Origin of the sequence: Nonomuraea sp. NPDC005650, from assembly GCF_040605375.1 — a bacterium.
Lineage (GTDB): Bacteria > Actinomycetota > Actinomycetes > Streptosporangiales > Streptosporangiaceae > Nonomuraea.
In genome coordinates, this window is the sequence record NZ_JBEXCR010000051.1 from 57,224 (window position 1) to 81,531 (window position 24,308).

The 24,308-nt window shown below is 72.2% G+C and carries 21 protein-coding genes; 11 read left to right on the plus strand and 10 right to left on the minus strand.

The annotated features are described in order from the left end of the window. Positions 1–87 precede the first annotated feature (87 nt). On the plus strand, positions 88–1,470 hold the full coding sequence (gene eccD, locus ABZS69_RS55185; RefSeq protein ID WP_355389357.1) for a type VII secretion integral membrane protein EccD: 1,383 nt from the start codon (positions 88–90) through the stop codon (positions 1,468–1,470). Here the strand turns inward: eccD and ABZS69_RS55190 are convergent. After that, the gene (locus ABZS69_RS55190; RefSeq protein WP_355389359.1) at positions 1,467–2,306 is read right to left on the minus strand and encodes a hypothetical protein; all 840 of its coding nucleotides are present in this window, start codon (positions 2,304–2,306) and stop codon (positions 1,467–1,469) included. The genes eccD and ABZS69_RS55190 overlap by 4 nt on opposite strands. Beyond that, the gene (locus ABZS69_RS55195) at positions 2,303–2,620 is read right to left on the minus strand and encodes a hypothetical protein (protein ID WP_355389361.1); all 318 of its coding nucleotides are present in this window, start codon (positions 2,618–2,620) and stop codon (positions 2,303–2,305) included. Before ABZS69_RS55195 ends, ABZS69_RS55190 begins: the two co-directional genes overlap by 4 nt. Positions 2,621–2,771: 151 nt before the next feature. Between ABZS69_RS55195 and eccB the strand changes: the two genes are divergently transcribed. Beyond that, on the plus strand, positions 2,772–4,190 hold the full coding sequence (gene eccB, locus ABZS69_RS55200) for a type VII secretion protein EccB (RefSeq protein WP_355389363.1): 1,419 nt from the start codon (positions 2,772–2,774) through the stop codon (positions 4,188–4,190). Here eccB and ABZS69_RS55205 read toward each other — a convergent pair. Genes ABZS69_RS55205 through ABZS69_RS55215 form a run of 3 tightly spaced genes read right to left on the minus strand, consistent with a single transcriptional unit; the run spans position 4,184 to position 6,549 of the window. Next, positions 4,184–5,275 (minus strand): transglycosylase SLT domain-containing protein, encoded by a 1,092-nt coding sequence (locus ABZS69_RS55205; RefSeq protein WP_355389365.1) that lies wholly within the window; start codon positions 5,273–5,275, stop codon positions 4,184–4,186. The genes eccB and ABZS69_RS55205 overlap by 7 nt on opposite strands. A 28-nt stretch (positions 5,276–5,303) precedes the next feature. After that, positions 5,304–5,579, minus strand: coding sequence for a hypothetical protein (locus ABZS69_RS55210; protein WP_355389367.1), 276 nt, complete (start codon positions 5,577–5,579; stop codon positions 5,304–5,306). 13 nt (positions 5,580–5,592) lie between these two features. After that, positions 5,593–6,549, minus strand: coding sequence for a winged helix-turn-helix domain-containing protein (locus tag ABZS69_RS55215; RefSeq protein ID WP_355389369.1), 957 nt, complete (start codon positions 6,547–6,549; stop codon positions 5,593–5,595). Between the two features lie 508 nt (positions 6,550–7,057). Between ABZS69_RS55215 and ABZS69_RS55220 the strand changes: the two genes are divergently transcribed. Next, positions 7,058–7,246, plus strand: a complete 189-nt coding sequence (locus tag ABZS69_RS55220) for a hypothetical protein (protein ID WP_355389371.1) — start codon at positions 7,058–7,060, stop codon at positions 7,244–7,246. Positions 7,247–7,318: 72 nt separating this feature from the next. On the opposite strand, the gene ABZS69_RS55225 is transcribed toward ABZS69_RS55220, so the two are convergent. Then, complete coding sequence (locus ABZS69_RS55225; protein WP_355389373.1) at positions 7,319–8,752, minus strand: vanadium-dependent haloperoxidase; 1,434 nt, start codon at positions 8,750–8,752, stop codon at positions 7,319–7,321. Between the two features lie 344 nt (positions 8,753–9,096). Here ABZS69_RS55225 and ABZS69_RS55230 point away from each other — a divergent pair, with 344 nt between their 5' ends. After that, positions 9,097–11,415 carry a glycoside hydrolase family 3 N-terminal domain-containing protein gene (locus ABZS69_RS55230; RefSeq protein WP_355389375.1) on the plus strand — a complete coding sequence of 773 codons (2,319 nt, stop codon included), beginning with the start codon at positions 9,097–9,099 and terminating at the stop codon, positions 11,413–11,415. A 35-nt stretch (positions 11,416–11,450) separates the two neighbouring features. On the opposite strand, the gene ABZS69_RS55235 is transcribed toward ABZS69_RS55230, so the two are convergent. Both ABZS69_RS55235 and ABZS69_RS55240 read right to left on the minus strand, forming a co-directional pair. Then, on the minus strand, positions 11,451–12,461 hold the full coding sequence (locus ABZS69_RS55235) for an endonuclease/exonuclease/phosphatase family protein (RefSeq protein WP_355389377.1): 1,011 nt from the start codon (positions 12,459–12,461) through the stop codon (positions 11,451–11,453). Between the two features lie 102 nt (positions 12,462–12,563). Beyond that, positions 12,564–13,304 (minus strand): SpoIIE family protein phosphatase, encoded by a 741-nt coding sequence (locus ABZS69_RS55240; RefSeq protein ID WP_355389379.1) that lies wholly within the window; start codon positions 13,302–13,304, stop codon positions 12,564–12,566. Between the two features lie 280 nt (positions 13,305–13,584). Here ABZS69_RS55240 and ABZS69_RS55245 point away from each other — a divergent pair, with 280 nt between their 5' ends. The 4 genes from ABZS69_RS55245 to ABZS69_RS55260 all read left to right on the plus strand — a co-directional run bounded on the left by ABZS69_RS55245 (position 13,585) and on the right by ABZS69_RS55260 (position 17,677). Then, positions 13,585–14,739, plus strand: coding sequence for a hypothetical protein (locus ABZS69_RS55245; protein WP_355389381.1), 1,155 nt, complete (start codon positions 13,585–13,587; stop codon positions 14,737–14,739). 28 nt (positions 14,740–14,767) lie between these two features. Next, entirely contained in the window at positions 14,768–15,907 is a 1,140-nt protein-coding gene (locus ABZS69_RS55250) for a hypothetical protein (protein ID WP_355389383.1), read from the plus strand. After that, entirely contained in the window at positions 15,904–16,587 is a 684-nt protein-coding gene (locus ABZS69_RS55255) for a response regulator (protein WP_355389385.1), read from the plus strand. Before ABZS69_RS55250 ends, ABZS69_RS55255 begins: the two co-directional genes overlap by 4 nt. A gap of 97 nt (positions 16,588–16,684) precedes the next feature. After that, a complete protein-coding gene (locus tag ABZS69_RS55260; RefSeq protein WP_355389387.1) occupies positions 16,685–17,677 on the plus strand; it encodes a TauD/TfdA family dioxygenase in 993 nt (330 codons plus the stop codon). Here ABZS69_RS55260 and ABZS69_RS55265 read toward each other — a convergent pair. Further along, positions 17,637–18,221: a Uma2 family endonuclease gene (locus ABZS69_RS55265; protein ID WP_355389389.1), complete on the minus strand. Its 585-nt coding sequence runs from the start codon at positions 18,219–18,221 to the stop codon at positions 17,637–17,639. The genes ABZS69_RS55260 and ABZS69_RS55265 overlap by 41 nt on opposite strands. Before the next feature lie 319 nt (positions 18,222–18,540). On the opposite strand from ABZS69_RS55265, the gene ABZS69_RS55270 reads away from it, so the two are divergent. Then, positions 18,541–19,206: a lytic polysaccharide monooxygenase auxiliary activity family 9 protein gene (locus tag ABZS69_RS55270; protein ID WP_355389391.1), complete on the plus strand. Its 666-nt coding sequence runs from the start codon at positions 18,541–18,543 to the stop codon at positions 19,204–19,206. Here the strand turns inward: ABZS69_RS55270 and ABZS69_RS55275 are convergent. Further along, entirely contained in the window at positions 19,193–20,362 is a 1,170-nt protein-coding gene (locus tag ABZS69_RS55275) for a LacI family DNA-binding transcriptional regulator (RefSeq protein WP_355389393.1), read from the minus strand. The genes ABZS69_RS55270 and ABZS69_RS55275 overlap by 14 nt on opposite strands. A 409-nt stretch (positions 20,363–20,771) precedes the next feature. Between ABZS69_RS55275 and ABZS69_RS55280 the strand changes: the two genes are divergently transcribed. Together ABZS69_RS55280 and ABZS69_RS55285 are read left to right on the plus strand one after the other, a co-directional pair. Next, complete coding sequence (locus tag ABZS69_RS55280; protein WP_355389395.1) at positions 20,772–22,670, plus strand: primary-amine oxidase; 1,899 nt, start codon at positions 20,772–20,774, stop codon at positions 22,668–22,670. A gap of 14 nt (positions 22,671–22,684) precedes the next feature. Further along, a complete protein-coding gene (locus tag ABZS69_RS55285) occupies positions 22,685–24,307 on the plus strand; it encodes an ABC transporter substrate-binding protein (RefSeq protein ID WP_355389397.1) in 1,623 nt (540 codons plus the stop codon). The last annotated feature ends 1 nt before the right edge of the window (position 24,308 follow it).

Consider the following 24,308-nt stretch of genomic DNA (forward strand, 5'->3'; position numbering starts at 1 on the left):
GCTGACGTAGTGAAACAGGCGATATTTCAAAATTCCTGTACGTATTACACCCGTCGCGTTCGGTGTCCGGTCCATACACTCGTCCGGGTGAGCGCCACCGGAACCGACCTGTGCCGGGTCACCGTCGTGACCCCGCGTGGATTCCTGGACCTGGGCCTGCCGCCGGATGTCCCGCTCGGCAACATGCTGCCCACCCTGCTGCGCGTCGCCGGCGAAGGGCTCGCGGAGGCGGGCCTGGCCCACGGCGGCTGGGTGCTCCAGCGCCTGGGCGACCCGCCGTTCGACGTGAACGCCACCCTGTCGGAGCTCGCCGTGCACGACGGCGAGATGCTGCACCTGCGGCCGCGCGGCCACGAGCTGCCGGAGATCGCCTTCGACGACGTCGCAGACGCGGTCGCGGCCGGCGTGCTGGAGCGCACCGGCCGCTGGCAGCCGGCCACGACCAGGGCCTACGGGCTGCGCGCCGCCGCCGTCCTGCTGGGCGCGGGGGCCGCCGCGCTGCTGCTGACCGGCCCGCCCTGGCTGCCCACGGCTCTGGTCGCGGGCGCCGTCGCGCTCGTCCTGCTGCTGGTGGCCGTGGCGCTGTCGCGGGCCCTCGGCGACGCGCGGGCGGGCGCGGTGATCGGGTACGCGGCCCTGCCGTACGGGTTCGTCGCGGGCCTGACCGGACCGGCGTCGGCGGCCGTCGTCCAGCCGGACACCCTGCTGTCCGCCTGCGGGGTGGTGCTGATGCTGGCCACGGCGACCGGGTTCGCGGTGGCCCAGGGGCTGCCGACGTTCCTCGGCGTGGCCGCCGCCGCGCTGTCCGGGCTGCTGGCGTCCGGGCTGGTCATGGCCTTCGACCTGCCCGCGGCCGGGGTGGCGGCGGTGCTGGCGGCCCTCGCGGTGGGGCTGACCACGGCGATCCCGTCGGTGTCGTTCCGGCTGGCGGGCATGCCGCTGCCCGCGCTGCCGACCACGGCGGAGGAGCTGCGCCGCGAGAGCGGCGCCCTGGACGGCGAGCTGGTGATCGACAAGACCGTGCTCGCCGACCGCTTCTGCACGGGGCTGGTCGCCGGCGTGGCGGTGATCGTGCTCGCCGCCCAGGCGCTGCTGATGGTGGCGGGCACGTGGATCGCGCTCGCGATGAGCGCCGCGCTGTCGCTGTCGCTGCTCATGCGGGCCCGCGTGTTCGAGGGCCGCGGCCAGCGGGCCTGGCTGCTGACCGCGGCCCTGCTGGGGGTGGCACTGCCCGCCGCGGCGGCGGTGGTCACGGCGGCGGACGGCGTGGTGCTCTACGGGATCGTCCCCGGGCTGGTCGTGCTCGCCCTGGGCGTGGTGGGGACGGCGCTGTGGCTCACGTCCGCGCGGCCGTCCCCCTTCTGGGGCCGCGTGGGCGACATCTTCGACATCCTGCTGATGATCGCCCTGATCCCGCTGGCGCTGGCCGTGATGGACGTGTACGAGACCATCCGCGGCCTGGTGAGCTAGGTGCGGTTCTTGACCACGTCCTCGAGGCTCATGGTGCCGCCCGGCGCCTTGACCGTCCACTGGAAGGACTGCGTGACGGGCGGGAGCGGCTGCCCCTGCGGAGGCTCGGTGAACGTGCCCGCCTTGGCGGTGTCGATGGCCCCCGTGTTGAAGTCGATCGCCGCGCTTCCGGTCGGGCGCATGAAGGCCAGCTGCACCGCCGCCGTGCCGCCGACGCCCGCCGCGACGCCGCCCAGCACGTCCTTGAGCCCGAGCGAGCCGAGGAAGCGCTTGAGCGTGCTGGTCGAGGCGGCCAGCGACGCGCTCGCCTGGACCCCCGTCCTGCGCATGGCGACCCGGGCGGCCAGCCTGGTCTGCGGCGCCAGCGAGAGCGCCTGCAGCGCGGCCAGCCGCAGGTACGTCTCCTGCGCGATCTTGGCCGCGGCCCCCCAGTAGACCATGAACCCGTCGCCGATGCTGTCCACGTGCCCCGCCACCCACTGCACGTTGGTGCGGAAGGCGTCGAGCTCGGACCGCAGCCGGGTGGCCGCGCTCGCGAACGCCTTCTGGTCGTCGGCGATCCAGCTCTGCCCCGAGTTGTTGATCACCATGGTCAGCGTGTTGTTCGCGCCCTTGTCGAGCCGGCCGCCCGCGCCCGCCTGGAGGTTGGCGGCGGCCTCCCAGATACCGGGCACGTTCGCGACCGCGGGCACGGTGGCGAGCATGCCGACGACGACCGACGGCTCCATCCTGGCCGCCTTGCGCAGGATGCCCTGCACGGCCTCGGGGTCGGGCGGGTTCTTCGACAGGCGAAGGGGCGAGCCGTCCCTGGCGCGCCCGGCCACTCTGGGCCTCATGGCTTCTTCACCCGCTGGACGATCAGGTCCTCGGCGGTGCGCCAGTTGCCCTCCGCGTGGGTCAGGTCCTCGCCCTCCCACTTCCGCACCACGCCGAGGGCGGTCTGGGTGTCGCGGAGGAACGACTCGATCAGCGACCGGTAGAGCTCCCCGACCGTCCACTCGCCCAGCGGTCCCCATCCGGGGAAGCCCACTGCCCTGTTCTCCTCGAGGATCTGGCGGACCTGGTCGAAAACCGGCAGGAGGTCGTCCCTGATGTCCCGCCGAACCTTGGCGATCGCGTCAGGGGTGATATAACGCGTATCCGGATTCACGATGATCAGCCTGTAACGTGCCGGGCGCGCGGAACAGGTCCGTCATTCACTGGTCATTGATCATTCTCAATCGCGAAACCAGACAGCTTCTCCCCATTTATCCCGATAAATTGGGTTAAGTAGGGGAGACATGTGATCCAAGGGGCGGGAGTTGCACAGCCAGCGCGACCTTTATCAGGCGTACCGCCTCACCGTTCAGCGCATCGGCCTGGCGCTCCTGCGCGCCCAGCCGAACCAGCCCGAATGGCCGCTCCGCCGGCAGAACATCGGCTTCCTGGCCGGCATCATGGTCGCCGTCCTGCTCTGTGTCGGCTTCGCGGTCTTCGGGCTGCTGCGCCCGGGCGGCACGAAGGCGCTGGAGGAGCCCGGCACGCTGATCATCGAACGTGAGACCGGCGCGAGGTTCGTCTACAGCCAGGACCAGCGCAGGCTCATCCCCGTCGCCAACTACGCCTCCGCCCGCCTCGTGCTCGCCTCCCAGGACGTCAAGGAGCGCGTCGTCGCGCGGGAGGCGCTGGCCAAGTACGAGCGCGGCGCCCTCATCGGCATCCCCGAGGCCCCCGACTCGCTGCCAAGCCCCGCGAACCTGGCCCGCGGCCCCTGGGCGGCCTGCGTCCAGGAGCGCGCGGAACCGACCGGACGCAAGCCGTACGTCACGCTGGTGGCCGGGCGCGACCTCGGCGGCACGCCGGTCGCGGAGGGGCACGCGCTGCTGGTCGACGTGGGCGGCCGGCAGTGGGCGATCTGGCGGGGCACCCGCATGCGCGTCCCCACCGGCATCGCCCGCGGGCTCACCTCGGCCGTCCCCGCCGCCGTGCCCGTGGCCTGGCTGAACGCGCTGCCCGAAGGGCCCGACCTGGCCGCGCCCGACGTCCGCGGGCGCGGCCGGCCGGTGACTGGGCCCGGTGGCAGGACGGCGGCCGTGGGGCAGGTCTTCCGCGCGGGCGGCGTGGCCGGCGGCGAGGATCGCTGGTACGTGCTGCTGGACGACGGCCTGGCCCCCGTCACGCAGGCCCAGGCCACGTTGCTGCTGAGCGACCCCGACAGCAGGGCGGCCTACGGGGGCGGCGCGGTCAGGGAGATCGCCGTCGACGCCGCCTCCGCCAACGCCGCCCCCCGCTCGCGTACCGCGATCCCGGCCGACGGCCTGCCCGCCGTCATGCCGCGCATGACCGCGTACGACCCGGGCAGCCCCGTCTGCGTCGTCTACGCCGACACGGGCACCGGATCCACCCGCGCCCGGCTCACCACCGGCGCCAAGCTGCCTGAGCCGCGCGGCGACGCCACCGACCTGGTACGCCTGCCGCCGGGCCGGGCGGTGCTGGCCGGCGTCCTGCCCGGCGACGGGCAGCTGAACGCCGTCCAGTCCTACTACCTGGTCACCGCCGAGGGCCGCCGCTACGCCGTGCCCGGCGCCGACGTGCTGGCCAAGCTCGGCTACGCCCCCGGCCAGGCTACGCCGGTGCCCGCCAACGTGCTCCAGCTCATCCCCGAGGGGCCGGTGCTCGACCCGGCCAGGGCCGCCAAGCCCGTGCTCGAAGGGAGGGGACAGCAGGCCGCGGGTCAGTAGCCGCGGTAGCCGCCGCCGGTCTTCATCCCGACCACGCCGGGCACGTTCGAGACCGAGCCGTAGCGCTCGATGGCGTACCGGACGCCCGCGATGATGTTGTCCACCGGGTTGTACACGTTGTCGTGTCCCGGCAGCTTCCACCGCTGGAAGGTGGGGTCGATCGTCTGCATCAGCCCCTTGGACGGCGTGCCCCTGGCCGCGTTGGAGTCCCAGGTGTTGATGCTGTTCGGATTGCCGCCGGACTCGTGCCGGATGATCGTGTAGATGTCGTTGACGTTCATCTTCTCGACCGGGTAGCCGTTGGCCTTGAGGATCTCGACGGCCTGGTTGATCCAGTCGGCGACCTGTCCCTGCGGGGCGGGCCCGCCGCTGGGCGGGGGCGGGCCGCTGGAGCCGTACCCGCCGAAGCCCGCGCCCGGCGAGCCCGTGCCCGACGGGCCTGTGGCGGCGAGCGTCGTGGGGCGCGACTCCTGCTGCGCCGGTGACCAGCCGAGCGGCTTGCCCGGGCCGGGGGCGAACGGCTGCGCGTCCGGCTCGCCCAGCTCGTTGGCGACGTCCGGGATCGTGCCGAGCGCCTTCTGGATCTTTCCCGCCGTGTCGGACAGGACCGTGCCGGTGTCGCCGACGAGCCGCTGCAGCGTGCCGCGGGCCTGGTCCAGCGCGGGCTTCAGGCTCTGGGCGACCTGCTCCTCGGTGGGCGGCGGGTCGCCGCCCCGCACCTGCCGCGCGGCGGCGGTGTACGAGCGGCAGATCTCCAGCGCCGACGACTCGGCCGCGCGCAGGGTGCCCGCGGCGGCGTCGAGGTGGCCCGCGCACTCCTGCAGCGCCTGCCGCAGCCCGTCGCCGCAGCGCACCACCTGGCCCATGTAACCGGCGAACGCCTCCGCGCTGCCGCCCTGCCACGCGCCGCCCACCCCCGCGGTCGCGGTGCGGACCGCTTCGGTATGGCGCTGACCGGTGCCGGCGGCGGTGCGCCAGGCGTTCGCCGCGGCCGCGATCCCGCCCGGGTCGCCGATCACCTTGGCGGCCAGCTCGGCCAGCTCCGCACCGCCCGGCGCACCCCTGACCTCGTCGAGCGCACTCATGCTCGAACCACCGCACCACCCGGCGTCCTCATGCGCGGACCGCGCCCCCGTCGGCGGCGATGATCGTGCGCTGGACGGCGTCCAGCGTGCGCTCCACGCCGTCCAGCCGGCCGCCCAGGGTCCGCGCCGCCACCTCGGAGACCCGCGCCAGGTCGGCCACCGCCCCGGCCATGGCGGGGGACCCCGACACGTCCCCGAACGCCGCCGCGCCCGGCGCCGGGCCCTTCATGCTCGTGAACGCGCCCGACGCCTCACCGGCCGCCTCGGCACACGCGACCAGCGCGTCACGCTGGAACTTGAGCATCCCGCTCCTCCCGTCAACGCCGGAACAGCTCCAGCAGTTCTTCCGCCCGATGGGTGCGGGCGATCCACACCTCGCGCCCGCGGCGCTCCCGCGTGATCAGGCGCCCGGCCCGCAGCCGGTCGCAATGGTAGGTGAGCCCGCTGGGCGCGATCTTCATGTCGGTGGCCAGCATCGACATGGTCATGGGCTGGTCGAGCGCGCACAGCAGGTCGGCGCGGACCGGCCCCACCAGCGCCGACAGCTCGTCCACCGCGGGCGCGACGGGCTTGCGCCACAACGACTCCGCCCCGCGCACGGGGTAGGCGATCCACACCGCCTCCGGGTGGTCCAGGCTGAGGATCAGGGCGTCCTTGCCGGCCAGCATCGGCACCAGGACGATCTTGCGGTCGCCCAGCTCGAACGAGCCGGGTTCGAGGTCCGCGACGAGCAGGCCGTGCTCGCCGTACGCGATGCGGTCGCTGAGCGAGCCGAGCAGCAACTCGGGCCCGCCGCGCACGGTGGCGACGCCGACGCGTTCGATCTCCCTGTCCAGCAGCGGCCGGCCGCGCTTCCACAAGGGTTCGGTGGTGTTCCAGACGTCGGCCAGCGCGCCGGCGTACCCGCTCAGCCAGCGGGCCGGCCGCTGGGCCGCGGCCCGCCAGTGCGGGGGCAGCGGGCCCGAGCCGAACGCCTGCTCAAGGTCCCTGATCAGGTGGTCGGGAGATGTGTCGTGCAGGGCGCTGATCTGGGCCTGCATGGAGACGTCCTGGCCGACGGGCGTGAACGGCACCAGGCTGTCCGGCGCGACGGAGTGGCCGGGAGCGGCCAGCGGGCGCACGGCCTCGTGCCCCAGCGGGCCGACCCGCGAGCTGATCGCCCGCCGCCAGAGCTCGGGCAGACCGCGCCGGCGGCCGGCGAGGGCGTCGGCGATCATGGCGAGGACGGTCAGATTGGGCGAGATGGAGATATGGACCTGAGGCGTGGAACGCACGCGCAGCTCGCTCCACACCTTGGTACTTGTGACTTGGGCCCCCACAGGTAGGAACTGTAGACAGGAAGGACATCGCCGGAGGAATGCTTCGAGAATGCTCGAAACATCCGTAAGTTGGTGATCAACTTCTACGTGATGCGAACGCTCCGGCTTTCCGAGACACGCGCCGGTCGCTCCGGGGTCAAGGTCATGAGTGTGTCCTCTTTGTGGTGCTGTGCTGTGATTTATCGAGAACTTACGCCCCACCACTAACTTCTCGCTTAAAAAGCTCTTACAGCCGCTTGACCACCACTAGCCCCACATGTCCCACGGCGTTCCGGTCGGGGTCGGCAATCTTGCGCCCCGGGTCAAGAGATGGCCTCCCGTGAGTAGGTTTTTCCAACCGCCCTGCCCTCCGGCCCGGTGGCCGCTGCCCCCCTCGGGGTGGAAGGCTTCCCGCATCCGCCCCGGTCCCCCTGCGAACGGGTGGCCGGGGTGGGAACCTCGCAGGGCACTGGAAGGAGTGCGGATGAATCAAGTAGCCGGCCGCGTCGAGGCCAAGCGGATCAACGACCACGTGGAGCTCATTCACGTCGAAAACCCGGACGCGGTGTTGGAAGTACCGCGCCGCGACTGGGAGTCGTTCACCGCGGCGGTCAAGGCGGGCGCGTTCGACCTTGAGACGCTCAACCGGTTGGCCGAGGAGAACGTGGCCTGACGCCCCGCTGCACGAAGAGGCGCCCGCTCTCAGCGCAGTGGAGCGGGCGCCTCCGTGGTGCCGGGGCGGACGTCAGCCGCGGCCGGTCCAGTACGCCTTGGCGCGGTCCCACGCCGCCGTGCCGACCGCCCGGCCGAGGGCGCGGCCCTGCAGATCGCCCAGGCGGAAGTGGATGCCGCCGTAGCGGCGCGAGATCCCGGCCTCGTCGGCCGCGTCGGAGAACGTGGGCCAGCGCAACGTCACGTCCTGCGCCGGCGTCACGCCCGGCTCCACCTGCGACGAGCCCTTCGAGATCACGGCCTGGCCGCCGAACGCGTCGCCGCCGGTGAAGCGCTTGAGCACCTCGGCCGCCGCCCCGCTGAACGTGCTGTGACCCGAGACGTACTCGGGGAACGGCGGCGTCGGGAAGGTCGTCGCCTGGAACGGCACCCACGTGGCCCCGTCGATCACCCGGCCGCCCCACGTCGGGATCTGCTGCCCCTTGTAGAGGAACCGGATCGCGGTGATCGGGCGGGCGGAGTCGTGGTCGCGCTTGACCTCCCACGAGGCGATGCCGGCGTCCATGACCGAGTTGGCCAGCGCGAAGAACAGCTTCGCGTCCTGGTCGAGGCCGTGGTGGTCACGCGCCGAGATCTGCTGCGCGAACAGGCTCCAGTGGCCGGGCGGCGTCTCGCTGCTGGGGCCGTCGGCCCAGTATTCGGCGATCGCCTTCTGCCGGTCGGTCAGCGCGGCCGTGGTGGACAGGATCTCGGCGGCCTGCGTACGGAAGCCGGACGAGCCGTAGAGATAGGGCGCGGGCACGGCGTCGGCGAGAGCGCGGGCGGCGCCGCTGAAGGAGGCCACCTGGCCCCAGTGCGGCGCGAGGAACGGCGGCGTGACCGTCGCCCCGGCCCGGTTGACGAACGTCAGGGGCGCCCACCGGCTGGGGTCGTTGAGCGAGGTCAGCGGGTCGGCCACCACCATGGGGGCGTTGACGGGCGCGTAGCCGGTGGTGTCGGCGTAGCCGCCGAGCTGGTTGGAGCCGTCGGTGTGCCGCAGGTCGAGCACCGCCCGGCACGCGGTGACGCCGGTCTGGGCCGGGACGCTCGACGCGTCGGCCGGGTCGTAGCCCAGGTCGGCCATCAGCGCGTCGAACGTGGCCCGCTGCGCCGGATAGAGGTCGACCGCCGCCAGGTGGGCGGCGAAGCTGACGGCCTCGGCCTTGTTCGCGTCGGTGCGCTCCGGCGCGGGCCGCCGCAGCGAGCCGCCCAGCCGGGTGCCGACGGCGACCGCGTCGTAGGCGGCCCACGCGTCGTAGGCGCAGGTGTGCGCGATCGCCAGCGCCCTGGCCACCAGCGGCGGCCCCAGCGTGCCGCCGCGCACCGCGGTGAGCAGCGCCTGGTTCCACCGGACGACCACATTGGGGCCGGTGGCCTGCGCGGGCAGGGCGGGCAGGGCGGGCAGGGCGAGCGCGGCGGCGCACACCAGCGCGAGCGCGGTCGCGCGTAAGGATCTCAGAACGGGCAAGGCAGGTCTCCTCGCTGTCAGCGGGCCCCCGTGGTCCCGGGCATGATGACCTTTCCATGCTCGAACACGTTTTCGGGCTAGCCTTCCGGTGACACTCGCCTGCCGCTCCGGTGACCCCGGATCGCCCGGTTCCGAGCGCGTCCTGGAGGCGGCGTCGGGGCGGGCGACCTGGCCAGTGTGCCTGCGCGGGGACGCGGCCAGATTTTTCGCGATTTTCCTAGATAACGCCCCAGTCCGAAAGTTTCGGTGATCAGTCGAAATATTCTTGACGGCTTTCGCGGTGGGCACTTAGAGTCCGAATTCAATGATCGGAATGAGCTTTCGAAGGTTCCAGAAGGAAGGCCATGACATCAGTGAACGCGCCGGGCCTGGCGCCCTGGCGGGACAGCGCGCGGACGGTCGGCGAACGGGTCGAGTCCCTCCTCGCGGAGATGACGCTGGAGGAGAAGGTCGCGCAGCTCGGCTCCGTCTGGCTCAGGAACGGGCCCGAGCATGGCAACGTGGCCCCGGGGCAGGACCGCTTCGACAAGGCCGAAGGGCTCGACGAGCAACTGAGCCACGGGCTCGGCCACCTCACCCGCGTGTACGGCACCGCGCCGCTGTCGGCGGCCGAGGGCGCGGCCCGGCTGCGGAAGCTCCAGGAGCGGGTGATCACGTCGAACCGGCTCGGCATCCCGGCCATCGCCCACGAGGAGTGCCTCACGGGGTTCGCGACGTTCGGGGCGACGGCGTACCCGACGCCGCTGGCCTGGGCGGCGACGTTCGATCCCGGTCTCGTCGAGCGCATGGCCGCGGCGATCGGCGCCGACCTGCGGGCCGCGGGCGTGCATCAGGGCCTGTCGCCGGTGCTCGACGTCGTCCGCGACTACCGGTGGGGGCGGGTCGAGGAGAGCCTGGGCGAGGATCCGTACCTGGTGGGCAAGCTCGGCGCGGCCTACGTGCGCGGCCTCGAAGGGGCCGGGATCATCGCCACTCTGAAGCACTTCGCCGGGTACGCGGCCTCGCGGGCGGCCCGCAACCACGCCCCCGTCAGCATCGGGCCGCGCGAGCTCGCCGACGTCGTCCTTCCGCCGTTCGAGGTCGCGCTGCAGGAGGGCGGCGCGCGTTCGGTGATGAACTCCTACACCGACCTCGACGGCGTCCCGGCCGGGGCGAGCGCCGACCTGCTGCGGCGGCTGCTGCGCGAGGAGCTGGGGTTCGACGGGACCGTGGTGTCCGACTACTGGGCCGTCCCGTTCCTCGCCTCCAGGCACCGGGTGGCCGAGGACGACGCCGGGGCCGGGGCGGTCGCGCTGCCGGCGGGCATCGACGTGGAGCTGCCCGAGACGGTCTCGTACGGCGCGCACCTGGTCGCGAACGTCCGCGCGGGCCACGTCGACGAGGCGCTGGTGGACGAGTCGGTACGCCGGGTGCTCCGCCAGAAGATCGAGCTCGGCCTGCTGGACGGCGGCCCGCTCGTGCCCGACGGCGCGGACGACGTCGATCTGGACAGTCCGCGCAATCGCGGGATAGCTGCGGAGCTCGCGGAACGTTCCATCGTGCTCCTGAGCAACCCCGACGGCCTGCTGCCCATCGGTCCCGGCTCGACCGCCCGGCTCGCGGTCATCGGGCCGTGCGCCGACGACCCGCGTACCCTCATGGGCTGCTATGCCTTCCCCAACCACGTGCTCGACAGCTACCCGGAGCACGGCATGGGCCTGCCCATCCCGTCCATCAGGGAGGGCCTGACTCGGGAGTTCCCCTACGCCGACGTGCGGTACGCGCTCGGGGCCGAGGTGTCGGGCGACGACGGCTCGGGCATCGAGGCGGCGGCCGAGGTCGCGGCCGAGTCCGACCTCGCGCTCGTGTTCGTCGGCGACCGGGCCGGGCTGTTCGGCGGCGGCACGTCGGGCGAGGGCTGCGACGTGGCCGACCTGCGGCTGCCCGGACTCCAGCCCGACCTGGTGGAGGCGGTCCTGGCGACCGGCACGCCGGCCGTGCTGGTCGTGGTGTCGGGCCGGCCGTACGCGATCGGCGCCTACAAGGATCGGGTGGCCGCCATGGTCCAGGCGTTCTTCCCCGGCGTGGAGGGAGCGGCCGCGGTGGCGGGCGTGCTGAGCGGGCGGGTCAACCCGTCGGGACGGCTGCCCGTGCAGATCCCCGGCACGCCGCCGATCAGCCCGTCCACCTACCTCCAGCCGCCCCTGGGCAGGAAGGCGGAGGGCATCACGGTGCTCGACCCCACCCCGGCGTACGCGTTCGGGCACGGCCTGTCGTACTCGGTCATCGAGTACGCGGCCGTGACGACCGACCAGGCCGAATGCCCCACCGGCGGCTCGGTCGAGGTCCGGGTGACGGTCCGCAACGCCGGCGCCAGGGCCGCCGACGAGGTGGTGCAGCTCTACGCCTCAGACCCGGTCGCGCAGGTCGCCAGGCCCGCCGTGCAGCTCATCGGGTTCGCCAGGGTCAGGCTGGAGCCGGGGGAGGAGCGGGCGGTGGCGTTCGACGTGCCGGCGGACGCGTTCTCGTACACCGGTCCCGACCTGCGCCGCATCGTCGAGCCGGGGACGATCGTGCTCTCCGCCGGGCCCTCCGCCGAAGACCTGCCGCTGCGGGCCCCCATCCGGCTCACCGGCGAGACCGTCGTGCTCGGCTCCAGACGGCGGCACACCACACAGAAGTGAGCCGGGAAGGAGACCCCGCGGACGTGCCCGCCCGGCTACGGCAGGCGCAGCTCGGCGAACACGCCGCGGTGGTCGGTCCTGGGCACGTCCACGAGCTCGACCCGCCGCACGGCCCCCCGCCGGTCGGCCAGGACGTGGTCGATGGAGATGATGGGCGGCATCCCCCGGCCGTTCGGCCAGGTCGGGACCAGGCCCTTGCCCACCTGGTCGGCCGCGTCCACGTAACCGCGGTCGAGCAGGTCGCGGAAGGCGCGGTGGTCGAGGCTGGCGTTGAAGTCGCCGGCCAGCACCCGGACCGCCGACGGCGAGGCCGGGGGGAGCGCCCGCAGGGAGGCCTTCCACTCCTGCTCCATGCGCCCGAGCGGCGGATTGGGGTGGACGGCCACGAACTCGACCTTGCCGCCGCCGGGCAGCGCGACGGTGGCCGCGGGCATGTTGTGGCCGATCGGGGTGAACAGGCCGGTCAGCTCCGTCACCGGATGCTTGGAGAAGATGCCGCTCCCGGTGGCGCCGAAGTCGGCCTGCAGCACCCGGTACGGCATGAGCTGCTTCAGCCCGGCCGCGTCCAGGCGCTCGACCTCGGCCGGGGTGAGCTCCAGGGCGCTGAACACCTCGACGTCGAACCTGCGCACCAGGTCGACGACGGTCTGGGCGTCACCGCGGCCGAACAGGTTGATCGACAGCACCCGCAGCGCCGCGCCGTTCGCGGGCGGCTGCTCGGCGCTGAAGGCCCGCGGCGTCACGACCGACACCATCACCGCGCAGACGAGCGTGGCGGCGAGCGCGGCCGGACGATTGCGCCTGAGCAGCGACAGGATCGCGGTCAGCGCCGCCAGCCCGGCCCCGATGGGGGTCACGGTCATGAGCTGGGTGACGAACGAGCCGCCTTCCATGCCGGCGACCCTGATGACGGTCCACAGGGCCAGCAGCGCGACGACTGTCCAGGCCGGCCATCGCCTGCGCCGCCTCCTGGGAACGGGGGAACCAGCGGCCCGCCCGGTCTCCACCGTTGTGCTCACTCCGCCGTCCCGTTCCCGAGTCGCCATGCCGATTGAACCTTAAACCTTTCGGGAGCGGCCCGCATCGGGTCCACAGCTCGCTCTCAGGTTCGGCGTCCGCTTGGGTTTCGGGACTCCCGCGTGGGGACCTCAGGCCGTGACGTAGTCGGCGATGATCACCGTGGCGTCGTCCTTGGGATCGGCCACGGCCATCTCGTCGTACAGCCGGTCCAGGCACGCGGCAGGCGACATGCCCCCCGTTAACAGCTCCTTCATGCGCGCCGCGCCGAGCGCCCTGATCGCGCCGCTCGTGACGACCACGACGCGGTCGCCGGGACGGAGCGCGACGGCGCCGACCTCCGGGTTGAGCTCCGACGGCAGGCCGAGCCCGCGCAGCAGCGGGCCGTTCTCGAAGGAGTGCGGCGTGGTGAGCCGCTGCGGCTCGGTGCCCTTCGGGCAGTGCCAGATCGCTCCGTCACCGACGTGCGCGAAGCGAAGGCGCGGGTTCTCGCCCGGTTCGAGGACGATCACGTCCAGGGTGCTGACCAAGGTGTTTCGCGCCCGGCCGCGCAGGGACGCGGTCCGCACGGCGCGATGCGCCGTCTGCGCGCACTCGTCCAGGTCCTCCTGGTACTGCGGCCTGGCGCCGATCACCGCGCCCAGCGCCAGGGCCGCCGCCGCGCCGCCGCCCGTGCCGTGGGCCGCCGCGACCAGCCGCTCCTGGATGACGTACGCGTCCGACGGCCGCCCCCGCGAGCCCTCGTACGTGCCCCCCACCGCCACCAGGCGCGGCCGCGCCACCGGCATGCCGGCCGGCCAGTTCCCCTGACGGCCGCGGACCGTCATCACTGACAGGCAGCCGACCAGGATCGAGATCACCAGCAAGGTCATGAGGTCCCCTCTCGCCGCATCGTCGCGACCCGCAGCCCAGTACACGTGTTACTGACCAGTCGCGACTGACGGCTGATCGGCCGTCGTAGCGGTTGACGGCCGATCAGCCGTCATGCCGCAGGACGCGCCGCGGGACAGGGTGCGGGAAGGCGGTCAACACCGCGAGCAGAGCCGGCACGAGGGAAATGACCATGCGATCCATGTCTCCACCCGCCGCCACAGAGACGCTCTTGCGTTATTGTGAAGCCCGTCTTGTGCTGTCATCGCGAGCGGGCGGCTCATGTCTCTCCCCGGTACCACGAGTTACGACTCCGCGACCAGGCACATGGAGCGGACCATCGCGCGCACCGGTGCGGGGGCGCGGGGCGTGGTGGGCTTCGTGGCGATCGTCGCCGCGACCCTCGGAGCCGTTCCGCCCGTGTCCGTCGCCTGGCTGGCGCCCGCGCTCGCGGCCGACCTCGTGTGGACGGGGCTGTTCCTGCGGGTGGCCTGGCGCGGTCAACGGCTTCCGGTCTGGCTGGTGGCCGGTGACGCGGTCATCACCGTCGCGCTCTGCCTCGCGCAGGGTCACCTCGTCGGCGGGGCCGCGCTCGAGGGCGGGTCTAGCTGGATCGCGGGGCTGGTGACGATGACCATCGTCGTCTCGGGGGTCGCGTGGCGGCCGTGGGCGGCCGTGTCCGCCGGGCTCGTCGTGGCGGGGGCGTACCTGGCCGGGATGCGGCTGGCGGTCCCGTACCAGGAGGTGGCCGGGACGCTGGGGATCCACCTCGTGCAGATCCTGTGCGTCGTGCTGCTGATGACGCTGCTGCGCCGCTCCGCCGCCTCGGCGGACGCCTTCCTGCGGGAGAGCGCCCGCGCCGAGATCGCGCTCATCGTCGAGCGGCTGCGCCGCGAGGACGAGCTGCGCCAGGTCGGCAGCATCCACGAGACGTCGCTGCACACGCTGACGATGGTCGGGCTGGGCACGTACGACCAGCCCTCGCCCACCCTGCGCCGGCAGGCGGTGGCCGACCTCGCGGCGCTGGAGAAGCTGCGCGACAGGCCGAGCGCCGAGTCCACTCCCATCGCCCTCGACGCCCTGCTCGACGAGGTGGCCGGGCGGGCGACGGGGCTGGCCGTCCGCAGGCGGCTGACGCCGGAGACGGTGCCGGGGGAGGTCGCGGAGCGGTTCGCCCGCGCGGTCACCGAGGCGCTGGCCAACGTGGCGCTGCACGCCGGCGTGCGCGAGGCCGAGCTGGTCTCCCGCCGGTGCGACGGCGAGATCAGGGTGGAGGTCGCGGACGCGGGCGGCGGCTTCGACGTGGAACGGGTGCCGTCGGACCGGTTCGGCGTGCGCGGGTCGATCCTCGACACGATGCGCTCGCTCCCGAACGCGGGCGCCGACATCCGCTCCGGCGACCAGGGCACCCGGGTGAGCCTGTGGTGGCGGCCATGACCGGCGGCGTTCGGGGGCGGGGGCGGTCATGACGGACGACATCGAAGAGGTGGCGCAGCGGTACGCCCGCTACACCGCGATCGGCGCGGTCGTGATCACCGCGGTCTGGCACACCGGCTACGACCTCACCGTCACCGTCTCGGGCTGGTCGGCCTTCCGCTGGCCGTGGCTGGTGGCGTTGGCCTGGACCGCCTACACGGTGGTCGTCGTGATCGCCGCACGGTCGCTGGTCCGGGTGTTCGAGGGGCCGGCCAGGGCCCGCGAGCTGGCCGCCGTCGTGCTGGCCGCGGACGTCGCGGTGATCGTGTCCGGCCGCCCCGAGGACCTGCTCGGCCCCAGCGACTGGGGCTGGGGCTCGGTGGGCTGGGTCGGCGTCCTGCTCATGTGGAACCGGCCGGCCTGGCGGCGCGAGCTGATCGCGTTCCTCTCGCTCAATGCCGGGATCATGCTGACGGCGATGATCGTGACGGGGACCGTCGACCGGGTCTCCATCGCCAAATACCTCATGGTCATGGTCGGCAGCATCACGCTCCAGCTCGGCTACGCGGCGGGCTGCCACACGCTGCGCGTCCGCGCCGAGGACGCCGCGCTGCTGGCCCGCCGGCTGGCCGCCGACGACGCCTGGCGGATGTCGGCCCAGCGCATCCACGCCGACCGGCTCCGCCGCTACGCCGCGATCCGTGACGTGGCGGAGTCGCTGCTCGAACAGCTCGCCGACGGGGCCGACCCGGGGGATCCCCGGGTGCGCGAGGACTGCACGGCCGGGGCCATGCGGCTGCGGCGGCTCATCACGGAGCGGGAGGACGTACCGGACGAGCTGGTGTCGGTGCTGCGCGAGCGTATCGACGCGGCCGAGCGGCGCCAGGTCCTGGTGACGGCGCCGCCGTTCGGGGAGCGCATGCCCACGCTGCCGGACGGCGTACGTGAGGATCTGCTCAGAGCGCCCGTGCGGGTGCTGGACGGGGCGAGGTCGCGGGCGAGGGTCACGGTGTCCGCGATGTCCACAATGGTGAGTGTGGCCGTCGTGGCCGACAACGACGACCTGCCCGTTAGCACCGTCCCGGTACGCGAGCCGAGCGGGGTCGTCGTCACCTATCAGCGACAGGGAGGGGAGGTATGGGTCAACAGCATCTGGGAGGGCCCGTCGGCGGCGCGGCAGGGCGTGTGACGGTCGCCCTGGTTGAGGACCATCAGGTGGTGGTGGACGGCGTCAGGTCGTGGTTCGGGGCGCCGAGCCCGGTGGAGCTGGTCGCGCAGGGGCCGACCATCGAGTCCGTCCGCGGCGTCCGGGCCGACGTGCTCCTGCTGGACCTCAACCTCAACGGCACCATGGTCGTGGACCGGGTCGCCGAGCTGTGCGCGGGCGGCCAGCGGGTCATCGTCTTCTCGGAGCACGAGGAGCCGGAGACGGTCCGCGCGGTGCTGGACGCGGGGGCCTCGGCGTTCATCGGCAAGGGCCGGGCCACCCGGGAGTCCTGCCTGGAGACCATCCTGGAGGTGGCGGCCGACCGGCCGTCCGTCACGCCGCCCATGGCCCAGGCGATCGCCACGGACGAGCGCCCGCACCGGCCGCAGCTGTCCGACAAGGAGCGGGCGGCGCTGCTGTACTGGTTCCAGTCGATGTCGAAGGCGTCGGTGGCGGCCAGGATGGGGATCAAGGAGCGCACCGTGCGCCAGTACATCGACCGCGCCAGGGTCAAGTACGCCGCCGCCGGCCGCCCCGCGCCGACCAAGGAGAAACTCCTCATCTGCGCCATCCAGGACGGGCTGGTCCAGCCGGACGAGGTGACCGTCTACACCTCGTTGGCCGCCCGCGATACGTCGTCCGAGGGTTTCCGCCCTGGGTGAAGACGTTATGCCGTGGGCGATGCGGGGCTGACCCGGCCGAGCCGTAAGGGCAAGGTGGATCCCGAACGGTCGGCCGATCGAGAGGTGGTGCCACGTCATGGCGGTCGCGGAGGCGCTGGGGCCGGGGGAGTGGCTGGGGTCGGAGCTCCGGGGCGACGACACCTGGCGGATCCCGCTCACGCGGGCGCACCGGCAGGAGGTGCTCGCCGCCGTCCACGCGGCGGGGAACGAGGCCAGGGAGGCGCACGGGCAGGAGGCGCTCGCCGCCGTCCAAGCGGCGGGGAGCGAGGTGTCGCAAGAGAGCTTCCGGCTGCCGACGCTCGCCCCCGTCCTGCGCCGGGTGCGCGACGAGCTCACGCACGGCCGCGGCTTCGCCCTCATCCAGGGGGTGCCCGTCGAGGAGCTGAGCGAGCGCCAGTGCGAGACGGCCGCCCTCGGCCTCGCCGCCCACGTGGGCGCCATCGTCCCCCAGGGGCCGGAGGGGGCGCCGCTCATGCACGTACGCGACACGGGCGCCGACCCGGCCCGGGCGCGGACCAAGAGCTACCAGCACAGCGGCCGGCTCGGCTATCACAGCGACCCGGCCGACGTCGTGGCCCTCCTCTGCGTCCGCCCGGCCGAGTCCGGCGGCCTCAGCTCCGTCGTCAGCTCCGTGGCGGTGCACAACGAGGTCGTGCGCACCCGTCCTGACCTGGCGGAGCTCCTCTACGAGCCGTGGTGGCACGATCGCCGCACCGGCGACGGCCCCGACAGCTTCTACACCAAGCCGATCTGCACGGTCCGGCCCGGGGGCGGGGTGTCCATCGCGTACGGCCCCGACTACCTACGCTCTGCCCAGCGCGGCGCCACCGTGCCGCCGTTCACCCCGGCGCAGGAGGAGGTCATGACCCTCCTCGACGACCTGACCAACGACCCCCGCTTCGCGCTCACCATGGATTTCCGGCCGGGCGACCTGCAGTTCCTCAACAACCACGTGACCTTGCACAGCCGCACCGCCTACGCGGACCACCCTGACCCCGCCCGCCGCCGCCACTTACTCCGCCTCTGGCTCAGCGTCGAGGGCGCTCGAGATCGCCGGGATCGAAACTGACGGGGAACGGCGTCGTCAGGCTCGCGACCTGACCGGCCTTGTAGGCGGTCGGCGGGTCGTAGGTGTCGCCGTTGAGCTCATAGGCGTAGAGCGTCGGCCCTTCGTCCAGCTCGATCCGCCAATAGTTGGGGATGCCCGCCGCTGCGTACGCGTCGGCCTTGAGGACCCTGTCCCTGCGCTTGGTGCTCGGACTGACCACCTCCACCGCGAGCAGGAGTTCTTCCGGCGCGAACATGAGCGGGTCGGTGTCCAGCGACTCTTCGGTCGCGATGACAAGGTCGGGGATGAAGAAGTCCTTGTCGGTAATCCGCAGATTGACGGTCGAAAAGACCTCCAGCTCTGGTGGTGCCTCATCGTCGAGAATGCACTGCAGTAGGAAGATCGCACGTTGGTGCAGCTTTGTGGGGGCAGGGCTCACCAGTAGGCTCCCGTTGAAGAGCTCGTAGCGGTTCCCGTCGTCGGGGAACTCGAGCAGGTCGTCGACTGTGTACGGCGGCGCAGGAATGACAATCTCGCGCCTCGTGGTCGGTTCGATCGTCGCCATTGCGGTCACCCACCAAGTATCGGGAGCCTTGCCCTCGCTCACATGCTACTTGCCCCAATCTCATCACTTTAAGTTTCTGGCCAGTCACGTATTGATACATCTCCTCCGGATCGGACATAACTGAAAGTTTCAGTCAATCTGGAGGCTTGGCGGGAAAGCCCTTTCCGCTGCTCATCCGGCACGTGGACCTGGGCCCGCGAAATGATGACCATGAGCTGACACGGCTCGTCATTTGTGTGGACTTGCGGGGTCAGATACGGTCGCCCCGCGGAGCGCTCCCCCTTCCCGGAACCCCCGACCGGAACACGGAGATCGCACTATGCCCCAAGCCGGATCCCACCGCTGGGCGCGGCGCGCCCTCGCTGTGCTGCTGTCAACGGCGATGATCTTCGCCGTCCCCCTGGCCGACTCCGCCTCGGCACACGGCTCGGTCGTCGACCCCGCCTCCCGCAACTACGGCTGCTGGCTGCGCTGGGGCAACGACTTCCAGAACCCCGCCATGCAGCAGCAGGACCCCATGTGCTGGCAGGCGTGGCAGGACAACACCAACGCCATGTGGAACTGGAACGGGCTCTACCGCAACGGGGTCGGCGGCAACCATGAGGCGGTCATCCCCAACGGCCAGCTGTGCAGCGCCGGCCTGACCGAAGGCGGTCGCTACCGCTCCATGGACACGCCGGGAGCGTGGACGATGGCCAACCTCGCCAGCACGTTCAACATCCGCCTGAACGACCAGGCCAGGCACGGTGCGGACTACATCAGGGTCTACATCACCCGCCAGGGCTACAACGCCCTCACCACGCCCTTGGGGTGGAACAACCTGGAGCTCGTCCGTACGACCCCCAAATACGCGCCCGGTGACGTGTACATGATCAACAACCTCAGCAAGGGCTCGCGTACCGGCCGTCACGTGATCTACGTGATCTGGCAGGCCTCGCACATGGACCAGTCGTTCTACTTCTGCAGCGACGTCAACTTCGGCTGATCCGCTGGAGGCGGGGGCGGGTCGAGGCGCGGACGGAGAGCTCTATCGGGTGCACGCGCTCCGTGCCCACGGGCGCGGCCCCGGACAGCAGCTCGAACAGCAACTCCGCGCAGCTCGCCCCCGCCTCCTTCGGGCGCAGGTCGATCGCGGTGATCGGCGGGTCGGCCAGGCGGGTGGCGGCGCTGTCGACGCACGAGGCGAGCAGCACGTTCACGCCGGCCTCCCGCAACAGCGGCGCCACCTCGGTCGCCGCCCCGGCCGGCGCGCACACCAGGGCGTCCAGAGGCCCGTCACCGCCCCGCCCCAGAGCCGCCTCATCCGGCCCCTGACCGACGTCCCGGCTGGCGGACCGGCCATCGCCCCGCCCGACCCCGCGACCGGATGGACGCCCGTCCCCCTGCTCGGCCCCTCGGCCGGAGCCCCCGGCGGCGTCGAGGAGGGCGCGGGCGGCGGCGCGTACCTCGTCGCCCGGTGCGTCGAAGGACACCCGCCGCACCAGCGGCACGACCCCGTGCGCCGCGCACCACTCCAGGTAGCCCCGGTGCACGCTCCCCGCCCAGTCGCTCTCGTCCCCCGCCACGATGAGCGCGGGCCGTGATGCGCCCGACTCGCGCAGGTGGTCGAGGAGGCGGGCCAGCATCGAGGCGTGCTCCGACCACACCACCCCGTCCGCCTGCCGGGAGCCGGGGAAGCGCTCGCATGAGACCGTCGGCAGCCCCGTCGCCATCAGGCTCTCCACCACGGGGTCGCCGCCCAGCGGGTCCCCGAGCACGAGGCCGTCCACGCGGGGCGGCCGGGAGCGGCGCTGGCCGGACGTGATCAGCGTGACGTCGTAGTCGTGCCGCGCCGCCTGCTCCACCACGCCGAACACGAACGACATGTAGTAATTGGAGCGGGTCAGGACCTCGGGCACGTGCAGGCCGATGGTGCCGGTGCTGGCCTTGCGCAGGTGCCTGGCCGAGCCGTTGGGCACGTAGCCGAGCCGCTCGGCGACCTGCGCGACCGCCTCCCGGGTGCGCTCCGAGACCCGCCCGGAGCCGCGCAGCGCGTCGGAGGCCGTCGTCTTCGACACCCCCGCCTCCCTGGCGACGGTGAGGATCGTGACCGGCTCCTCCGCGCGCACGCCTGCCTGCTCGCGCTCCTCGTCTGCTCGCACGCCCCGATGGTAGCCCTCCTGATCGCCCACTTCCGCCGCCCGCGACGCCCGATCCGGCTGCCGCCCGCGACGCCCGATCCGGCTGCCGCCGTCGCCGTCGCCGCCGCTGCCCTGTCGCTGCCTGCCGCTGTCGCTGTCGGGGCCGAGGCCGGGGCCGCTGCCGGGCCGCTGCCGGGGTCGGGGGAGATGGCGGGAGCCGGTCGGGCGAGGCGGTAGGAGCCCGCCGGGCCCTGCAGCGTTCCCCGTGCTCGTCGACGGACGCCGGGAGCGGGAGGGGCCCGCGCGGACGGCGGGGCTTCGGTAAACGCTCTGTTTCGGGTGGCTCCTGGGTCTTGTCTCGGTCCGGTGGTCGCAACTAAGTTAGCCCAAACCTTGCCGGAACGTTCCGGCATCAGAAAGGGGCGGAACGTTGCACCTGACCACCGGGAAGCACCCCCATCCTCTCGATCCCCTCGCCGCACCGGAGATCGACGAGGTCAGGCGGATCCTGATGCAGGAGTGCCTGCTGACCGACACGGTGCGGGTGGCCTACCTCGGCCTCGAAGAGCCGGGGAAGGGCGAGGTCCTGGCGTACGAGCCGGGCGTCCCCGTCGGCCGCCGGGCCCGCGCGTTCCTCCTGGACCTGGCCACCGAGACGGCCGAGGACGTGATCGTGTCGATCGGCGCGGGCACGGTCGAGGAGCGCAGGCCCATCGACCCGGTCACCGACGGCCAGGTGCCCATGCTGGACGAGGAGCACGCCCTGGTCAGGCAGGTGCTGAGGGAGGACCCGGCCTGGGCCGAGGCGCTGCGGCGCAGGGGGATCGAGGACCCGGCGGGCGTCTACCTGGCCGCGCTGAGCGCGGGCAACTTCGGCCTCCCCAAGGAGGAGGGCAGGCGGGTGGCGAGGGTGCTGGCGCACCTGATGCCCACGCCCGAGAGCCTCCCGTGGGCCCACCCCGTGGACGGCCTGGTCGCGTACGTGGACCTGGTCAAGGGCGAGGTCATGGAGATCGTGGACACCGGCCCCCAGCCGATCCCCGCCGAGCCCGGCGACTACCACCTCGGCCCGCACCGGACCACGCAGAAGCCCATCCACATCACCCAGCCGGACGGCCCCAGCTTCACGGTCGACGGGCCCCTGGTCACCTGGGAGAAGTGGAACCTGCGCCTCGGGTACGACATGCGCGAAGGGCTCACCCTGCACCAGATCGGCTTCGAGGACGACGGCCGCACCAGGCCGATCGTCTACCGGGCGTCGGTGGCCGAGATGCTGGTCCCGTACGGCGACCCGAGCCCGATCCGGTTCTGGCAGAACTACTTCGACACCGGCGAGTACCAGCTCGGCAAGCTGGCCAACTCCCTGGAGCTCGGCTGCGACTGCCTCGGCGAGATCACGTACTTCGACGCCGTCGTGACGGACGGTGCCGGCGTGCCCAAGGTGATCACGAACGCGATCTGCATGCACGAGGAGGACTACGGCGTGCTGTGGAAGCACACCGATCCGGCCAACGGCTCCAGGGAGACCCGCAGGCAGCGGCGCCTGGTGATCTCGTTCTTCGTCACGGTGGGCAACTACGACTACGGCTTCTACTGGTACCTCTACCTCGACGGGACCATCGAGCTGGAGGTCAAGGCCACCGGCATCGTCTTCACCGGCGCCTACGACGACCGCGCCGCGCCCTACAGCTCCGAGGTCGCGCCGGGGCTGGCGGCGCCGTACCACCAGCACCTGTTCAGCGCCCGGCTGGACATGACGGTGGACGGCGTGGCGAACGCGGTCGACGAGGTCGAGGCGGTCAGGATCGCGAGCCCGCACGGCAACGCCGTCGGCCGCGCCGTGAAGCGGCTGCGCACCGAGGGGGAGGCGCGGCGCGACGCCGACCTCGCCAAGGAGCGCACCTGGCACGTCGTCAACCCCGAGGTACGCAACCGCCTCGGCCGTCCGGTCGGCTACGCCCTGCACCCCGAGGGAAAGCCGACCCTGCTCGCGAGCCCGGAGTCGTCCATCAGCAGGCGGGCCGAGTTCGCGACCAGGCATCTGTGGGTGACGCGGTACCATCCCGCAGAGCGCTATCCTGCCGGTGACCTGGTCAACCAGCATCCCGGCGGCGCGGGACTGCCCGCCTACACCAGGGCCGACCGCGACATCGACGGGCAGGACATCGTGCTGTGGCACACGTTCGGCCTGACACATTTCCCCCGCACCGAGGACTGGCCGATCATGCCGGTCGACACCTGCGGGTTCGTACTCAAGCCGGTCGGGTTCTTCGACCGCAACCCCACGCTCGACGTCCCGCCGAGCGCCGCCGAACGTTCCTGCCACTAGAGGAGAAGAGGCCCATGCGTCCCATACGCCTGGCCTGCGGTGTCATGGCAGCCCTGCTGGCCTCGGCCTGCGCCGCCACCGGTACGACCACCACCCCCGCCTCAGCCCCCGACCAGCCCAATCCGACCGGCTACCTCGCGACGGCCGACCAGTCGCTGCCCACCGGGGGCACGCTCAACCTGGCCGTGCACATCGACAGCGGCGCCGCGACCGGCTACGACCCGCAGTTCGCCGACGTCGCCACCACCTGGCAACTGCTCTCGCTGTCCTACGAGACGCTGGTCACGGTGGGCCCCGACTTCAGCGTGCAGCCCATGCTGGCCGAGAAGTGGGACACCCCCGACCCCAAGACGTACGTCTTCCACCTGCGCGACGGCGTCGCCTTCTCCAACGGCCGCGAGATGACGGCCGACGACGTGGTGGGCAGCCTGAAGCGGCTGCTGGCCTCCAAGTCGGTCTGGCGCGGTCAGCTCGGCCCGGTCAAGTCGGTCACCAAGGACGGCGACCGCGCGGTCAAGGTCACCCTGAGCGAGCCGTACACGCCGTTCCTGGCCGCCCTCGCCAACATCCCCGCCGCGGTCCTGCCCATGAAGGAGATCGACGACAAGTCGGTCGACCCGGCCAAGACGCTGCTCGGCACCGGCCCGTACGTGGTGGAGAACCACCGCCAGGACGTGTCGTGGACCTTCAAGCGCAACGACAAGTACTGGGCCAAGGGCAAGCCGGTCGCCGACGCCGTCAACGTGACGATCGCCCCCGAGGAGGCCGCGCGCATCGCCGCCCTCCAGAACGGCAGCGCCGCCCTGGCCACGCTGGGCAACGTCGACTCGGCGACCATGCTGGCCGGGGCGAAGAACGTCCAGGTCGTCACCCAGGCCACCACGGACTTCTACTACCTCATGCTCAACACCCAGGCCCCGAGCTCCAAGTTCGCCGACCCGAGGGTGCGCCAGGCCGTCAACATCGCGCTCGACCAGAAGCAGATCGCCGACGTGGCGCTCGGCGGCAAGGGCAGGCCGACGGCCGTCACCCCGGCGGGCCTGCCGGGCGCGTGCGACCCGGCCGCGCTGCCGTCGGCGTCCAAGAGCGTCGACGAGGCGAAGAAACTGCTGGCCGACGCGGGCGCCCAGAACCTCACGTTCACGCTCAGCATCTTCTCCACCGAGCCCGCCCCGGCGGTCGCCCAGGTGATCCAGCAGAACCTCCAGCAGGCCGGCATCACCATGAAGATCGAGCAGCTGGACGAGGCGAGCTGGTCGGGCAAGGTGTACGGCAAGGCTCCAGCCGAGTTCGACGCCGCGATGTCCTGGTTCGCCGGTTACGCCGACCCCGGGATGGTCACCAAGTGGTGGAACCCGGAGACGGCCGGCTTCAACGTCGGCTTCATGAAGCCGGACAAGGAGCTGAACACGCTCATCGACGCCGCCGGCAAGGAGCCCGCGGGTGCCGCCCGCGACCAGGCGCTGGCGGCCGTCTGCGCCAAGGCCGACGCCGACGCGCAGATGATCCCGCTGGTCACCCGCCCGGCCACGGTCGCCTTCCGGACCGACGCGCTCAGCCCCAGCCTGTACGCCACCGAGGGGTACGGCAACGTGCTGCGCCTGGTCGCCGACGCCCGCGTGAAGAAGACCCAGTAGC

Coding starts and splice junctions, on each gene's coding strand:
- ABZS69_RS55190 (WP_355389359.1), bottom strand. CDS start 2,306: ATGAGGCCCAGAGTGGCCGGGCGCGCCAGGGACGGCTCGCCCCTTCGC.
- ABZS69_RS55205 (WP_355389365.1), bottom strand. CDS start 5,275: ATGAGTGCGCTCGACGAGGTCAGGGGTGCGCCGGGCGGTGCGGAGCTG.
- ABZS69_RS55210 (WP_355389367.1), bottom strand. CDS start 5,579: ATGCTCAAGTTCCAGCGTGACGCGCTGGTCGCGTGTGCCGAGGCGGCC.
- ABZS69_RS55220 (WP_355389371.1), top strand. CDS start 7,058: ATGAATCAAGTAGCCGGCCGCGTCGAGGCCAAGCGGATCAACGACCAC.
- ABZS69_RS55230 (WP_355389375.1), top strand. CDS start 9,097: ATGACATCAGTGAACGCGCCGGGCCTGGCGCCCTGGCGGGACAGCGCG.
- ABZS69_RS55235 (WP_355389377.1), bottom strand. CDS start 12,461: ATGGCGACTCGGGAACGGGACGGCGGAGTGAGCACAACGGTGGAGACC.
- ABZS69_RS55240 (WP_355389379.1), bottom strand. CDS start 13,304: ATGACCTTGCTGGTGATCTCGATCCTGGTCGGCTGCCTGTCAGTGATG.
- ABZS69_RS55245 (WP_355389381.1), top strand. CDS start 13,585: ATGTCTCTCCCCGGTACCACGAGTTACGACTCCGCGACCAGGCACATG.
- ABZS69_RS55250 (WP_355389383.1), top strand. CDS start 14,768: ATGACGGACGACATCGAAGAGGTGGCGCAGCGGTACGCCCGCTACACC.
- ABZS69_RS55260 (WP_355389387.1), top strand. CDS start 16,685: ATGGCGGTCGCGGAGGCGCTGGGGCCGGGGGAGTGGCTGGGGTCGGAG.
- ABZS69_RS55265 (WP_355389389.1), bottom strand. CDS start 18,221: ATGGCGACGATCGAACCGACCACGAGGCGCGAGATTGTCATTCCTGCG.
- ABZS69_RS55270 (WP_355389391.1), top strand. CDS start 18,541: ATGCCCCAAGCCGGATCCCACCGCTGGGCGCGGCGCGCCCTCGCTGTG.
- ABZS69_RS55285 (WP_355389397.1), top strand. CDS start 22,685: ATGCGTCCCATACGCCTGGCCTGCGGTGTCATGGCAGCCCTGCTGGCC.